This window comes from Yersinia sp. 2541 StPb PI, from assembly GCF_052217145.1.
Lineage (GTDB): Bacteria > Pseudomonadota > Gammaproteobacteria > Enterobacterales > Enterobacteriaceae > Yersinia > Yersinia enterocolitica_E.
The window spans coordinates 4,259,267-4,274,845 of the sequence record NZ_JAZGQB010000001.1; the positions used below are offsets into that span (position 1 = coordinate 4,259,267).

Genomic DNA, 15,579 nt, shown 5'->3' on the forward strand with positions numbered 1-15,579 from the left:
CGACGGGTATTATGCGCCCCCTCATTAATTTTAATGTTTACCCAGAGGTCTACGTGCTGGACAGTATCAAAATCAGATTACAATATTTACTCCCAAAACTTGGCCTGACTCGTTTGGCAGGCTGGGGGGCAGATAAGCAAGGTGGCTGGCTGACCCAACTGGTGATCAAGGCATTTGCCCGCTACTACCATGTTGATATGAAGGAAGCCCAGGACCCTGAGTTCTCTGCTTATCGTTCGTTTAATGAGTTCTTTGTGCGCCCACTGCGCGCGGGTGTGCGCCCTGTTGTAGCGGAAGAAAACCTCTTGGCCCAACCTGCCGACGGCGCTATTAGCCAGTTAGGCGCAATTCATGACGGGCAAATTTTGCAGGCAAAGGGCCACAACTACACGCTGGAAGCCCTACTCGCCGGTAACTATATGTTGGCTGCTGAGTTCCAAAATGGCCATTTTGTCACCACCTATCTGGCTCCACGTGACTACCATCGCGTCCATATGCCGTGTGACGGTATCTTGCGCGAAATGATTTATGTGCCAGGTGATTTGTTCTCGGTCAATCCATTGACTGCGGCTAATGTGCCTAATCTCTTCGCACGTAATGAACGTGTTATTTGCATCTTTGATACCGCTTTTGGCCCGATGGCACAAATTCTGGTAGGTGCCACTATTGTTGGCAGCATAGAAACCGTCTGGGCTGGCACCATTACCCCGCCACGAGAGGGTGTGATTCGCCGATGGACCTATCCGCAAGCAGGAACTGAAGGCGCGGTAGTGCTGGAAAAAGGGCAAGAAATGGGCCGCTTTAAGTTAGGCTCGACAGTGATTAACCTGTTTGCTGAAGGTAAAGTCTATTTAGCACCACAGTTAAACAGTGGTTCTGTTACCCGCATGGGTGAAGTATTAGCCGAAGCCGTCCCTACTGCTATACCCTAAGTAATTCGAGTTGCAGTAAGGCGGCAAGCGAATAAACCCGATGAGTTGACGCTAGTCAATGATTCGGGTGAGCGAGAGCAGCCAATGCATATGCAGCTTGAAGTATGACGGGTATAAACGTAATCGATGTTAAGGAACCCTTACGTGCGCCTAATAATTTCTCGATTTTTTGGTAAATCACTCTCTTTTGGCCTGTTACTGTCATTTGTCATGCTGCTGTCTTTGCCGTTGCATGCGGCAACTCAGCCTAATGAAGATCAGCTCAGACAAGAGCTGAAACAGGCTGAAACCAATAAAGGGATGCCAAATCAGACCGAAATTGTTCAGGCGCTGCAATCGGCTCTTAGCTGGCTGGCGGATGCAAAAGAGTCTGATATCCGCGCCCAGCAGTATCAAAAAGCCATTGATGACTTCCCCAAACTGACCCGCGAGTTACGCCAGGAACTGGCGCAAGAAGGGGATAAACCCCTGCCCGTACCCAGTAACATGTCTACCTCCGAACTGGAACAACAAGTGCTGCAAATCAGCAGCCAGTTGTTGGAATTAAGCCGTCTGTCGCAACAAGAACAGGATCGGGCGCGGGAAATCAGTGAATCCCTCAGCCAGTTGCCTCAGCAGCAATCAGAAGCTCGGCGAATTCTGACTGAAATCAGCACCCGCCTTCAGGCACAAAGTAACCCCGCCAATCCGGTCGCACAGGCACAGTTTGCATTACTACAAGCAGAAGCCGTGGCCCGTAAGGCTAAAGCCAATGAACTGGAGCTTTCTCAGCTCTCAGCCAACAACCGGCAAGAGCTGTCACGGCTGCGCGCCGAGTTATACAAAAAGCGTCAAGAACGGGTTGATGCTCAGCTCCAAACCTTACGTAATAATCTCAATAACCAGCGTCAGCAGGCGGCTGAACAGGCACTTGAGCGCACCGAGTTACTGGCGGAACAAGGGGGCGATTTACCTGAGTCAATCATCCAGCAACTGCAAATCAACCGCGAGCTATCCCAAGCGCTAAATCAACAGGCGCAACGCATTGATCTGATCTCTTCGCAACAACGGCAAGCGGTAGCCCAAACCCAACAAGTCCGGCAGGCTCTCAGTACTATTCGTGAACAGGCCCAGTGGCTGGGCGTTTCAACCGCACTGGGGGAAACACTGCGGGCACAAGTTGCAAGATTGCCTGACGTACCGAAATCTCAGCAACTGGATCGTGATATGGCGCAGTTGCGGGTTCAACGTCTGCAATATGAAGACATGTTGGAGAAGTTACAGCAGCAAAATGTCAAATTAAAGCAAAATGATGGTACACCGCTCACCACCGAACAGCAGCGGATCCTTGATGCTCAATGGCGCACACAGCGCGAATTGCTGAATTCTCTGCTGTCCGGCTATGACACCCAGATTCTAGAATTAACCAAGTTGAAAGTGGCCAACAGTCAGTTGGTGGATGCGCTAAGTGAAGTTCGCGAGGCCACTCACCGTTATCTGTTTTGGGTCGCAGATGTCAGCCCAATATCACTGTCTTACCCGATTAACGTTGCCCATGACCTGACCCGCTTACTGTCGCTGGATACACTTTCGCAGTTAAGTGGCGCGTTCGTCATGATGATGACCAGCCAAGAGACACTGCTACCGATCAGCGCAGCCTTGCTGTTTGTCGGTTTCAGTATCAGCTTGCGTCGCCACTATCATGCCTTCCTGGAGCGTGCTAGCAGCCGGGTGGGTAAGGTTACGCAAGACCATTTCTCCCTGACATTACGTACCGTTTTCTGGTCAATTCTGATGGCGCTGCCGCTACCAGTATTGTGGGCCGCGCTCGGCTATGGCCTGCAAAACGCTTGGTCATATCCGATGGCGATCGCCATTGGTAATGCCGTCACTGCCACCGTGCCAGTACTGTGGCTGTTTATGATAAGTGCCTCGTTTGCACATCCTCATGGCCTGTTTATCACCCACTTCCGCTGGTCACCGGCGCAGGTCGGGCGGGCAATGCGTTTTTATCGCATGTCTGTGTGGTTGATTATCCCATTGATGATGGCACTGATTACATTCGAGAATTATAACGACCGTGAATTCGCTGGTACCCTGGGCCGCCTGTGCTTTATTTTGCTGTGTGTTGCCTTAAGTCTGGTGACCAATAGCCTGAAACGAGCCGGTATTCCACTCTATCTGGATAAAAAAGGCTCGGGCGAGAACATCATTAACGTGGCGTTATGGGGGCTACTGCTATCTGCCCCACTGATTGCGGCATTGGCCTCGGCGCTCGGTTATCTCACCACCTCACAGGCGCTACTGGCGCGTTTGGAAACCTCGGTTGCCATCTGGTTCTTCTTGTTGGTGGTTTACCATATTATCCGCCGTTGGATGCTGATTCAGCGCCGCCGTATTGCTTTTGACCGAGCTAAGCAGCGGCGAGCCGATATTCTGGCGCAGCGCGCCCGCGGTGAAGAAGATACGCCGCACAATAACAGTACCGAAGGGTCCATTGATGTTGAGGAACCGGTCATTGATCTGGATGTGATCAGCGCCCAATCTCTACGTCTGGTGCGATCGATCCTGACGATGATCGCCTTGGTTTCAGTGATAGCATTGTGGTCTGAGATTCATTCAGCTTTTGGTTTTCTGGAAAATATTCGCCTGTGGGATGTGTCATCCACCATTAACGGTATTGAGTCGGTGCAGGCGATCACCATGGGATCACTGCTGATCGCTATTTTAGTGATGGTTGTGACTACCCAGCTAGTGCGCAACCTGCCTGCCCTACTGGAACTGGCGCTATTGCAGCATCTGGATCTGACGCCGGGGACGGGCTATGCCATCTCCACCATCACCAAATATCTGTTGATCCTGTTCGGCAGCTTGCTCGGTTTCTCTATGTTAGGGATCGAGTGGGCGAAATTCCAATGGTTGGTTGCCGCACTTGGTCTAGGTTTGGGGTTCGGTTTGCAGGAAATTTTTGCCAACTTTGTTTCTGGTCTGATCATCTTGTTCGAGAAACCGATCCGTATCGGCGATACCGTGACCATACGTGATCTCACCGGTAGCGTGACCAAAATCAATACCCGTGCCACAACTATCTCTGACTGGGATCGCAAAGAAATTATCGTGCCGAATAAGGCATTTATTACTGAGCAATTTATTAACTGGTCACTGTCAGATTCAATTACCCGTGTGGTACTCACAGTGCCGGCTCCGGCTGAAACCAGCAGTGAGGAAGTGACTGAGGTGTTACTTACTGCTGCACGCCGCTGTACCTTGGTATTGGATAACCCGGCACCCGAGGTCTATCTGGTTGATCTTCAACAAGGGATTCAGATTTTCGAACTGCGTATTTACGCCGCCGAAATGGGACATCGTATGCCACTGCGCCATGAAATCCACCAGTTGATTCTGGCCGGTTACCGTGAGCACGGCATTACTCTGCCATTCCCACCCTTCCAGGCTCGGCTGGAAACACTGGGGCGTGGCGCTGGCCGCACTATTACTTCAGGGCGCGGCCGCACACCGGGTAGCTTGTAAGTTAAGTTGACGTATCGATAGAAAAATGGCCTGACTCTGTGAAGAGTCAGGCCCAATAATCAGGAATATTACCCAAAGTCATTGGTGTTGCAGCAAGGCAGCAAGTTCATTAATCCCGATGAGCTTACATCAGTAAGTGATTCGGGTTCGTGAACGTAGCGAACACCGCTGCGGCGCCAAGGGCGAGGGGTTATTAAGCACGCCCTACTGGGAATGCGATAACCTCATCTAATCTTTCCGCCCCCAGCGCCAGCATCACCAGACGATCAACACCTAACGCCACTCCTGAGCAATCCGGCAAGCCCTGTTTCAAGGCGGCAATTAGGTTCATATCAATTGGGTTCTGCGGTAAACCCCGTTTGGCTCGAATGCGATTATCTTGCTCAAAACGTTGCAGTTGTTCATCACCATCAGTCAGCTCATGGAAACCATTCGCTAACTCAATACCTTTGAAGTAAACCTCAAAACGTTCTGCTACTCGGTGATCTTCAGTGCTGATCACCGCCAGTGAAGCTTGAGACGCGGGGAAATGATAAACAAAGGCGGGTTTATCGCGGCCAATGTGTGGCTCGACTCCGACGGTAAACAGCAGTTGCAATAGCGTATCGCGATCTTCTTCTGTATCGGCAATATTACTTAAATCCAGTTTTGCCGCGGCTTCACGCAATTGTGCTTTATCTGCCGACAATGGATCAATGTCTAAGTGGCGCAGGAATGCTTGCTGATAAGACAAGGTTTCAGCGCTATTACAATCCAGTATTTGCTGCAACAGGTCATCAACCTCATTCATTAAGCGATACATATCATAATGTGGGCGATACCATTCCAGCATGGTGAATTCAGGATTGTGATGACGGCCAGCTTCTTCATTGCGGAAACTGCGCCCCAATTGATAGATAGATCCACTGCCTGCCGCCAACAAGCGCTTCATGTGGTATTCCGGGCTGGTCATCATGTACAGCGTCATACCATCGGCAGCGCCCGGGCCAACAAACCGGGTTTGGAATGGGACTAAATGAACGTCCGTCACTGTCGCTTGGCTCATGGTTGGCGTTTCAACTTCTAATACGCCACGATCGGCAAAAAAGCGCCGGATCTCTGCCATTATTGCTGCGCGTTTCAACAAATTGGCGATAGGTGCACTCGGCTGCCAGCTTGCCGTTTCGCTCATGGTGGTTAACTCCGAAATCAAACAGGGGATGCAGTCTACTCGCATCTACTCACTCAGACAAATCTGTCACTCATCAGCCCGATTTTTGGCTTGAATTCAGCATTTCACGCTGCAAAAAAGACTTTAGCCCAGTAGATCCTGTTTGGGATCACGTTTTTGCTAGTAATGCCCCTGAGTAGGTTCAAATAAAACAAAACAATCGATCACATCAAATTTATAGCACTTAGCATTAGGTATAATTATTCCCATACAAAAAGTAAGAAATAGCTATTCTTAATACCATCATTCTGGTTAACGGCGAATAAGTTAGCCTAATAATAATTTAAAATTATATATTTTAATTAGATATCCAAAATAATTCGAGTTGCAGGAAGGCGGCAATTGAGTGAGTCCCGATGAGTTGACGCCAGTCAATAATTCGGGTGAATGAAAGCAGCCAACGCACATGTAGCTTGAAGTATGAAGGGTATTTCACTTGAACAATGGAGAAGCGCAGTGCAAACCTTTAACGCCGATCTTGCTATTATCGGGGCCGGAGGCGCTGGTTTACGTGCAGCAATAGCCGCAGCGGAAGCCAACCCCCAACTGAAGATTGCTCTGATCTCGAAAGTATACCCGATGCGTAGCCATACTGTGGCCGCCGAAGGGGGATCAGCCGCCGTCACACAAGACCACGATAGCTTTGACTATCATTTCAACGACACGGTAGCCGGTGGTGACTGGCTATGCGAACAAGATGTTGTTGACCATTTTGTCCACAGTTGCCCGCAAGAAATGGCACAGCTGGAAATTTGGGGCTGCCCATGGAGCCGCAAACCTGATGGCTCGGTTAACGTTCGCCGCTTTGGTGGGATGAAAATTGAGCGCACCTGGTTTGCTGCCGATAAAACCGGCTTCCATATGCTGCACACACTGTTCCAGACATCTTTGAAATATCCACAAATTCAACGATTTGATGAGCATTTCGTGTTAGATATTCTGGTCGATGACGGTCAGGCACGTGGCGTAGTTGCCATGAATATGATGGAAGGCACCCGTGTACAAATTCGTGCGAACGCGGTGATCATGGCGACCGGTGGCGCAGGCCGAGTTTATCGTTATAACACCAACGGCGGTATTGTTACCGGTGATGGTATGGGGATGGCATTCCACCACGGCGTTCCGCTGCGAGATATGGAATTTGTGCAATATCACCCAACTGGCCTGCCAGGTTCTGGCATCCTGATGACCGAAGGTTGTCGTGGTGAAGGCGGTATTCTGGTCAATAAAGACGGCTACCGTTATTTGCAGGATTATGGGATGGGACCAGAAACCCCACTCGGTGAACCCAAAAACAAATACATGGAATTAGGCCCACGCGATAAAGTTTCGCAAGCCTTCTGGCATGAATGGCGTGCTGGCCGCACCATCGCCACGCCACGTGGTGATGTGGTCTATCTGGATCTGCGCCATTTGGGCGAGAAAAAACTGCTTGAGCGCTTGCCGTTCATCTGTGAACTGGCAAAAGCTTATGTCGGTGTCGACCCAGTCAAAGAACCCATCCCAGTGCGTCCAACTGCGCATTACACCATGGGTGGTATCGAAACCAACCAACAGTGCGAAACCCGTATCAAAGGGCTGTTCGCGGTAGGTGAATGTTCTTCTGTTGGCTTACATGGCGCTAACCGCTTAGGTTCTAACTCACTGGCTGAGTTAGTGGTATTTGGTCGTGTTGCCGGTGAACAAGCAGCAGCGCGTGCCATGGAAACCGGCCCGGCAAATGGCAGTGCACTAGATGCACAAACCCGTGATGTGGAAACCCGCCTAAGTAATCTCATGAAACAGGAAGGGACCGAGAATTGGTCTAAAATCCGCGATGAGATGGGTCTGTCAATGGAAGAAGGTTGTGGTATTTACCGCACACCAGAACTGATGCAGAAAACGGTGGATAAACTGGCCGAGTTGAAAGAGCGCTTCAAACGCGTGAAAATCACCGATACCTCCAGTGTTTTCAATACTGACTTGCTGTACACCATTGAGCTGGGTTACGGCTTGGATGTGGCTGAATGTATGGCCCACTCTGCACTTAACCGTAAAGAATCCCGTGGCGCGCATCAGCGTCTGGATGAAGGCTGCACCGAGCGTGATGATGTTAATTTCCTCAAACACACGCTGGCCTTCCATACTCCGGGTGGCGCCCCACGCCTTGAATACAGCGACGTTAAGATTACCAAGCTGGCACCGGCAAAACGTGTTTATGGTGGCGAAGCCACCGCACAAGATGCAAAAGATTTGAAGGATAAGGAGCAGGCGAATGACTGATATGAAACTCCTGAAAATGGAGGTCATGCGCTATAACCCAGAAAGTGATAGCGAACCTCACTTCGAAACCTTTGAAGTACCTTACGATGAGCAGACCTCTCTGCTTGATGCATTAGGCTACATCAAAGATAACCTGGCACCGGACCTCTCTTATCGCTGGTCTTGCCGAATGGCGATTTGCGGCTCATGCGGCATGATGGTCAATAAGGTTCCAAAACTTGCCTGTAAGACTTTCCTACGCGAATACACTGGCGGAATGAAAGTCGAAGCACTGGGTAACTTCCCGATTGAACGTGATTTAGTCGTTGATATGACTCACTTTATTGAGAGCCTGGAAGCTATCAAGCCTTACATTATTGGTAACGAGCGGAAACCGCAAGACGGCCCGAATAAGCAGACTCCGGCTCAGATGGCGAAATACCATCAGTTCTCCGGCTGTATTAACTGTGGCTTGTGCTATGCCGCTTGCCCGCAGTTTGGCTTGAATCCTGAGTTTATCGGCCCGGCAGCTATTACCCTGGCGCACCGTTACAATTTAGATAACCGTGACCACGGTAAAAAAGAGCGTATGCCACAGCTTAACGGTAAAAATGGTGTTTGGAGCTGTACCTTCGTTGGCTACTGTTCTGAAGTTTGTCCGAAACACGTTGATCCGGCTGCTGCTATCCAACAAGGCAAGGTCGAGAGTGCTAAAGACTTCATGATCGCCATGCTTAAACCACAATAAGGGAGGGGAGACAGTAATGACTACTAAACGTAAAGCTTATGTCCGTACCATGGCCCCAAACTGGTGGCAGAAGCTCGGTTTCTACCGCTTTTATATGGTGCGCGAAGGTACATCGATTCCGACAGTATGGTTCAGTGTTCTGTTGATTTACGGCGTGTTCGCGTTGAAAAGTGGCCCGACTGGGTGGGAAGGCTTCGTTGGTTTCCTGCAAAACCCACTGGTGTTACTGATCAATATCATTACGTTATTGGCCGCTGTGCTGCATACCAAAACCTGGTTTGAACTGGCACCGAAAGCCGCCAATATTATCGTTAATAGCGAAAAAATGGGTCCAGAGCCAATTATCAAGGCACTGTGGGTTGTGACTGTCGTGGCTACCGCGATTATTCTGGCCGTTGCCTTACTCTAACTCGGAGGAGAACAAGATGAATCAAGTCCCTAAACGCTCCGATGAACCTATCTTCTGGGGTCTGTTTGGCGCGGGTGGTATGTGGAGTGCAATTATTGCGCCGGCGGTAATTCTGCTGGTTGCCATTTTGCTGCCGCTGGGTGCCTTCCCTGGTGATGCGTTGAGTTATGAGCGTATTCTGGCATTCTGTCAGAGTTTCATTGGCCGGATCTTCCTGCTGCTGATGATTATTCTGCCACTGTGGTGCGGTTTACACCGTATCCATCACGCCATGCATGATTTGAAAATCCATGTCCCTGCCGGGAAATGGGTATTCTATGGTCTGGCAGCCATTCTGAGTGTGGTCACTATCATCGGTGTCCTGACGCTGTAATTATTCATGCCTAATCTGCGGCCTGCTCTTTAGCGGGCCGTTTTTTTTCCGCACTCAGCTAATAACTCAGATTCATCTATTTGCGCCCCTGATAACTGATAGCTATTCTCAACCATAGAGTAATTATCAGAAAACTAAGGAACGCCAATGCGCCTGTGGTCAAAACTATCCGTATTAACTGCAACTCTGCTCTCGGTCGCCTGTAGCGTGACCCCGCCTAAAGACGTGAAAGTGGTTGATAACTTCCAACTCCCTCGCTACCTCGGCACCTGGTATGAAATAGCCCGGTTGGACCACTCTTTTGAACGTGGATTGGAGAGGGTCAGCGCTAATTACACGCCACGAGATGATGGTGGTGTAAAAGTCATTAACCGGGGTTATAACCCGCAGAAGCAGCAATGGCAGGAGAGTATCGGCAAAGCCTATTTTATTGGTTCCCCCCACCAAGCCTCGCTTAAAGTGTCATTCTTTGGGCCTTTCTATGGTGGCTATAATGTCATTGATTTAGATGATAAATATCAGCATGCCTTAATTGCCGGCCCTAATCGGGATTATTTGTGGATTTTATCCCGTACGCCAACGATCGATACTCAGACCCGCGATCGTTTGGTTGCCGTAGCGAGGAATTATGGTTTCCCGGTTGATAAGTTGATATGGGTTAAGCAAGAAGGGCCGAGCGCAGAGATTAAAAAGTAATAATGCTGTGTTTTAGCCTTCAATCTGTAACAGCAGATCGAACTATAACCCGATCTGCTGTTCATTCCGCGAGCGCTAAAGGAAATCCCTTGTTATGACGCCAACTTCAAGCCGATAATTCCAGCTAAAATTAGCCCCAAGCTAAACACCCGCGCCAAACTGGCAGACTCCCCAAGCAGGGCAATACCTAAAATAGCAGTACCTACCGCACCAATACCGGTCCAAACCGCATAGGCCGTGCCTGCTGGTAACGTTTTCATGGCATAGGCCAACAAAAAGACACTGACCGCCATCGCTACCAGAGTGATAACACTGGGGGTCAGCCGCGTAAAACCATGAGAATACTTCAGGCCAATAGCCCAAATAACTTCTAATAAACCAGCAATAACCAGAATAATCCAAGCCATGGTAACCACCTCGCTCAGGCGGGGTCGTCCCCGAAAAACAGATGCGTGCCCAGGTCGTCCCGAACAGCATAAAGGTAAGAGGGATACGTTATCACGCTAAATAATAAGCAGCAATATTATGGCCGATCAAAAACAAATCCGGCGGCAATCGCCGCCGATAAGAATATAAACAGACGTTTATTCAGCGCTACGTTCAATCGCACTACCTGCACTTTGAACATCTTTGCCAACACCTTTCGTGGTGTTGCAGGCGCTCAATGAAGAGATAACCAACAATGAAAAAATAATGGCGATGCTTTTCTTTAACATTATAAAGGTTCCTTATAGGGCATTTGGCTTACTCACCTTATAAGGATAGTCAAAAAAACAGCATTGCACTTTTTCCGACTCAATTAACAGCACTACAGTGCGCTATCGATAAAACCCACATCCGACAGGCCCAGATAGCAGAAAACCGCGTTTAAGCGGTTTTCTTTCATTCCCAGCGCATCTTATTTATTAAGACTTACTTAACGCGAGAAACATATTCGCCAGAGCGGGTATCAACTTTGATAACTTCGCCAACCTGTACGAATAATGGCACTTTGACCACGGCACCGGTACTCAGAGTTGCAGGCTTACCACCGGTACCGGCAGTGTCACCTTTTAGACCTGGGTCAGTGTCAGTGATTTCGAGTTCAACAAAGTTTGGTGGGCTGACAGCGATAGGCTGACCATTCCACAGAGTCACGATACATTCAGCCTGATCAATCAGCCATTTGTCGTTATCGCCAATGGCTTTGGCATCAGCTTGCAACTGCTCGTAAGTCTCGTTATTCATGAAGTGCCAGAACTCACCGTCGTTGTACAGGTAAGTCAGGTTCAAATCGTTAACGTCTGCGCCTTCGGCTGAGTCGGTAGATTTAAAGGTTTTTTCAACGCGTGAACCGGTCAGCAGGCGGCGCATCTTAACACGAGCAAAAGCTTGGCCTTTGCCTGGTTTTACGAACTCGCTGGCTTCAACTGCATAAGGCTCGCCCTCGAACATGATTTTAAGACCGGGACGAAAATCGTTGCTATAATAAGTGGCCATAATGGTCCTCAAGAAACTGGTAGTTAAGCCTAAAAAATGGCAAGTATTGTAACCCGAAACATGCCAATTAGAGAAGATTGGTTGCAACAACTCGCCGATGTAATTACTGATCCGGCCGAATTGCTAAGAATTCTTTCCTTAAATGAACACCCCAACCTGCAACAAGGTATTGAGGCTCGTCGTTTATTCCCTCTCAGAGTACCTCGCGCTTTTGTTGCGCGTATGCGGCTGGGAGATCCGTCTGACCCATTATTGCTTCAGGTGCTGACCGCACGCGAAGAGTTTATCGCAGTACCCGGTTTTACCAATGACCCGCTTGATGAACAACGCAGCGTCGTACCCGGCTTGTTGCACAAGTATCGCAACCGCGCACTGCTGCTGGTAAAAGGCGGCTGTGCCGTCAATTGCCGCTATTGTTTCCGCCGCCATTTCCCTTATCAGGATAACCAAGGCAACAAAGCCAATTGGCATCAGGCACTGGATTATATCCGCCAGCACCCAGAGCTAGACGAGATCATCTTTTCCGGCGGTGACCCGCTCATGGCGAAAGACCACGAGCTCAGTTGGTTGCTGGATGAGCTGGAAAACATATCTCACATCAAGCGCTTACGCATCCATACCCGGTTACCGGTGGTTATCCCTGACCGTATCACTGCGGCGCTATGCCAGCGGCTGGGTGATACTCGATTACAAGTGCTAATGGTTACACATATAAACCACGCCAATGAAATCGATCAGCCTTTGCGGGACAGTATGGCACAGCTCAAACGGGCGGGTGTAACCCTCTTAAATCAGAGTGTGCTGTTGCGAGGGGTCAATGATGATGCCGAGGTATTGGCAACATTAAGCAATGCCTTGTTTGATGCTGGTATTCTGCCTTACTACATTCATGTACTGGATAAAGTGCAAGGTGCGGCTCACTTTATGGTCGATGATGACGAAGCACGGCTATTAATGAAAGGTCTGCTAAGCCGCGTATCCGGTTATTTGGTTCCCCGTTTAGCACGGGAAATCGGCGGTGAACCGAGCAAGACCCCGCTGGATCTCCGATTGATGCAGGATGAATAATTCGGGTGACAAATCTGCCGGGAGCAGATTTGAACGCGGCTTGCAGCGGCTTTGTAGAGGCGAGGTCCATGAATGGGCCGAGTAACGAGTGCAGCCAGAAAGATGACGGCTGTAACAAGCAGGGGATGCCATGGCATCCCCTGCTTTATTTAAATTCTTGCTTGAGCTATCAAGGGCACTTATAAACTTCACCAACCATTTTGCTATCCAGTGGTGCAAAGCTTGATAAGAAGGTTTCGCTCGGGCTGGTAGCACCGTAAATTACGTTGCCGCCCATTGCTGCTGCTTTATTACGTAGGTCATTTGCTGCCCCACGCATAGAACTGCTTTCACCGCCACCACCTGAGAACCAGTTACTCTGAGTACCAGCCACCTGGCCGACCAACTGACATTCAGCACCAGGCTTCGTATCAGAGAATTTCACTTGCTCACCCGCCGAACTTAATTGGTTAGTGGAGCTACAACCCGCCAGCAACAGCGCTGCTGAAAGGCCAAGTAACACTTTAATCCGCATTTTTTTCCCCATTCGAAGTTGAGAATCACGCTAAAGATTACCAGAAAGCACCGCTGCCGCTTAGGCATCCGTTGCCGAAATTATCCAAATACTCGATGTCGAGCCTGATGGTTAATGATTAACAGTTTACACATTAAATTACTGCCACGACTAAAAAAAGTCCTGCAATCATCACACTGAATGAAATAAAACCGCTTTTATGATGGTTGGTTACGAAATTTGAACCAGAAAAGACTGAGTATAGGATAACACGGAGTAGCGTTATGGCAGATTTTGGTGGCAATAGATAAAACAAAAGCGAGCAGGTCACCCCACTCGCTTTCATCAACAGCTTGTCCCTTTTGCTACCAATCTAATGGCAGCTCAAAGGTTGGCAGCATTACATCATGCCGCCCATGCCGCCCATACCACCCATGCCGCCAGCGCCCATATCACCGCCTTTGTCATCACGTGGCAGGTCAGTGATCATGCACTCGGTAGTGATCATCAGACCAGCAATAGAGGCTGCGTACTGCAGAGCAGAACGAGTCACTTTAGTTGGATCCAAGATACCCATCGCGATCATGTCACCGTATTCTTCGGTATAAGCGTTGTAGCCGTAGCTGCCTGAACCCGCTTTAACGTTGTTCGCGATAACAGAGGCTTCTTCACCGGCGTTAACCACGATCTGACGCAGTGGAGATTCCATCGCACGCAGAGCAACTTTGATACCGACGTTCTGGTCTTCGTTATCACCTTTCAGACCCGATTTAGTGATAGCAGATGCAGCACGAATCAGTGCAACACCACCACCAGCCACTACGCCTTCTTCTACTGCCGCACGGGTTGCGTGCAGAGCATCTTCAACGCGTGCTTTCTTCTCTTTCATTTCAACTTCAGTTGCGGCACCAACTTTGATAACGGCAACGCCGCCAGCCAGTTTAGCGACACGCTCTTGCAGTTTTTCTTTGTCGTAGTCAGAAGTCGCATCTTCAATTTGCTGACGGATCTGAGTAACACGACCCTGGATTGACGCTTCGTCGCCTACGCCATCGATAATGATAGTGGTATCTTTATTGATAACAACGCGTTTTGCCTGACCCAGATCTTCCAGAGTGGTTTTTTCCAGTTCCAGACCGATCTCTTCAGAGATAACAGTACCGCCAGTCAGTGTCGCGATGTCTTGCAGCATAGCTTTACGACGGTCGCCGAAGCCAGGTGCTTTAACCGCTGCAACTTTAACAATACCGCGCATGGTGTTAACCACCAGGGTCGCCAGGGCTTCGCCTTCAACGTCTTCTGCGACAATCAGCAGTGGTTTACCGGCTTTCGCTACCGCTTCCAGCACTGGCAGCATTTCACGGATGTTAGAGATTTTCTTGTCAGCCAGCAGGATGAATGGGCTTTCAAGTTCAATAGAACCGGTTTCTGGTTTATTGATGAAGTAAGGAGACAGGTAACCACGGTCAAACTGCATACCTTCAACTACGTCCAGCTCGTCTTGCAGGCCTGAACCTTCTTCAACGGTGATAACGCCTTCTTTACCGACCTTTTCCATCGCTTGAGCGATAAGCTCACCTACGGTGGAGTCAGAGTTGGCAGAGATAGTCCCTACCTGAGCGATAGCTTTAGAATCAGAGCAAGGTACAGACAGTTTTTTCAGCTCTTCAACAGCAGCGATAACTGCTTTGTCGATACCGCGCTTCAGGTCCATTGGGTTCATGCCGGCCGCAACTGCTTTCAGGCCTTCAGTGATAATGGATTGAGCCAATACAGTTGCAGTAGTGGTACCGTCACCCGCAGCGTCATTCGCTTTAGAGGCAACTTCTTTAACCATCTGTGCACCCATGTTCTCAAACTTGTCTTCCAGTTCGATCTCACGCGCAACTGAAACACCATCTTTGGTGATAGTTGGAGAGCCAAAAGACTTGTCCAGAACTACGTTACGGCCTTTCGGGCCCAGGGTCACTTTCACTGCATCAGCAAGGATGTTTACGCCGCGTAGCATTTTGATGCGTGCGTCGTTACCGAATTTTACGTCTTTAGCTGCCATTGGTATTTCCCTTAACTCGTTCAGTTCAGAAGATTAGAGAGCGTGAATTACGCTTCAACAATTGCCAGAATGTCGCTTTCGGACATGATCAACACTTCTTCATGGTCGATCTTCTCTGACTTCACGCCGTAACCATCGTTGAAAATAACGACGTCGCCTACTTTCACATCCAGCGGCTTGATTTCGCCGTTATCTAGGATGCGACCATTGCCGACTGCCAGTACTTCACCACGAGTAGATTTACCCGCTGCAGTGCCAGTCAGAACGATGCCGCCAGCAGATTTGGATTCAACTTCTTTGCGCTTGACGATAACGCGGTCATGCAATGGACGAATTTTCATTGATAGCTCTCCTATGAGAAGGTCCG

15 protein-coding genes are annotated in these 15,579 nt (G+C 49.4%); 8 read left to right on the forward strand and 7 right to left on the reverse strand.

The window, feature by feature from the left end:
* The first annotated feature begins 53 nt into the window (after positions 1–53).
* Both asd and mscM read left to right on the forward strand, forming a co-directional pair.
* Positions 54–932, forward strand: coding sequence for an archaetidylserine decarboxylase (asd, locus tag V1953_RS19115; RefSeq protein WP_083163920.1), 879 nt, complete (start codon positions 54–56; stop codon positions 930–932).
* A 126-nt stretch (positions 933–1,058) separates the two neighbouring features.
* Positions 1,059–4,442, forward strand: coding sequence for a miniconductance mechanosensitive channel MscM (gene mscM, locus V1953_RS19120; RefSeq protein ID WP_102970487.1), 3,384 nt, complete (start codon positions 1,059–1,061; stop codon positions 4,440–4,442).
* 193 nt (positions 4,443–4,635) lie between these two features.
* Here the strand turns inward: mscM and epmA are convergent, their stop codons facing one another.
* Positions 4,636–5,613 (reverse strand): elongation factor P--(R)-beta-lysine ligase, encoded by a 978-nt coding sequence (gene epmA / locus V1953_RS19125; RefSeq protein ID WP_083160989.1) that lies wholly within the window; start codon positions 5,611–5,613, stop codon positions 4,636–4,638.
* A gap of 495 nt (positions 5,614–6,108) precedes the next feature.
* Between epmA and frdA the strand changes: the two genes are divergently transcribed.
* The 5 genes from frdA (at position 6,109) to blc (ending at position 10,119) form a co-directional block, all read left to right on the forward strand.
* Positions 6,109–7,914: a fumarate reductase (quinol) flavoprotein subunit gene (gene frdA, locus V1953_RS19130; protein ID WP_083160991.1), complete on the forward strand. Its 1,806-nt coding sequence runs from the start codon at positions 6,109–6,111 to the stop codon at positions 7,912–7,914.
* A complete protein-coding gene (locus V1953_RS19135) occupies positions 7,907–8,641 on the forward strand; it encodes a succinate dehydrogenase/fumarate reductase iron-sulfur subunit (RefSeq protein WP_032906821.1) in 735 nt (244 codons plus the stop codon). Before frdA ends, V1953_RS19135 begins: the two co-directional genes overlap by 8 nt.
* Positions 8,642–8,657: 16 nt before the next feature.
* Positions 8,658–9,050, forward strand: a complete 393-nt coding sequence (frdC, locus tag V1953_RS19140) for a fumarate reductase subunit FrdC (protein ID WP_442851204.1) — start codon at positions 8,658–8,660, stop codon at positions 9,048–9,050.
* 16 nt (positions 9,051–9,066) lie between these two features.
* Complete coding sequence (gene frdD / locus V1953_RS19145; protein WP_042568697.1) at positions 9,067–9,423, forward strand: fumarate reductase subunit FrdD; 357 nt, start codon at positions 9,067–9,069, stop codon at positions 9,421–9,423.
* Between the two features lie 147 nt (positions 9,424–9,570).
* Entirely contained in the window at positions 9,571–10,119 is a 549-nt protein-coding gene (blc, locus tag V1953_RS19150; protein WP_442851205.1) for an outer membrane lipoprotein Blc, read from the forward strand.
* A 92-nt stretch (positions 10,120–10,211) separates the two neighbouring features.
* Here blc and sugE read toward each other — a convergent pair whose 3' ends face one another.
* The 3 genes from sugE to efp form a co-directional block, all read right to left on the reverse strand.
* Entirely contained in the window at positions 10,212–10,526 is a 315-nt protein-coding gene (gene sugE, locus V1953_RS19155) for a quaternary ammonium compound efflux SMR transporter SugE (RefSeq protein WP_083160999.1), read from the reverse strand.
* 177 nt (positions 10,527–10,703) lie between these two features.
* Positions 10,704–10,835, reverse strand: a complete 132-nt coding sequence (locus V1953_RS19160) for an entericidin A/B family lipoprotein (RefSeq protein WP_004392446.1) — start codon at positions 10,833–10,835, stop codon at positions 10,704–10,706.
* Positions 10,836–11,031: 196 nt separating this feature from the next.
* Entirely contained in the window at positions 11,032–11,598 is a 567-nt protein-coding gene (efp, locus tag V1953_RS19165; protein WP_083161001.1) for an elongation factor P, read from the reverse strand.
* 36 nt (positions 11,599–11,634) lie between these two features.
* Between efp and epmB the strand changes: the two genes are divergently transcribed.
* On the forward strand, positions 11,635–12,666 hold the full coding sequence (epmB, locus tag V1953_RS19170; protein WP_083161003.1) for an EF-P beta-lysylation protein EpmB: 1,032 nt from the start codon (positions 11,635–11,637) through the stop codon (positions 12,664–12,666).
* 169 nt (positions 12,667–12,835) lie between these two features.
* Here epmB and V1953_RS19175 read toward each other — a convergent pair whose 3' ends face one another.
* The 3 genes from V1953_RS19175 to V1953_RS19185 all read right to left on the reverse strand — a co-directional run bounded on the left by V1953_RS19175 (position 12,836) and on the right by V1953_RS19185 (position 15,553).
* Positions 12,836–13,180 carry a DUF4156 domain-containing protein gene (locus V1953_RS19175; RefSeq protein WP_032906818.1) on the reverse strand — a complete coding sequence of 115 codons (345 nt, stop codon included), beginning with the start codon at positions 13,178–13,180 and terminating at the stop codon, positions 12,836–12,838.
* 379 nt (positions 13,181–13,559) lie between these two features.
* Complete coding sequence (gene groL / locus V1953_RS19180; protein WP_083161005.1) at positions 13,560–15,212, reverse strand: chaperonin GroEL; 1,653 nt, start codon at positions 15,210–15,212, stop codon at positions 13,560–13,562.
* 47 nt (positions 15,213–15,259) lie between these two features.
* Positions 15,260–15,553, reverse strand: coding sequence for a co-chaperone GroES (locus V1953_RS19185; protein WP_048618980.1), 294 nt, complete (start codon positions 15,551–15,553; stop codon positions 15,260–15,262).
* Positions 15,554–15,579 lie beyond the last annotated feature (26 nt).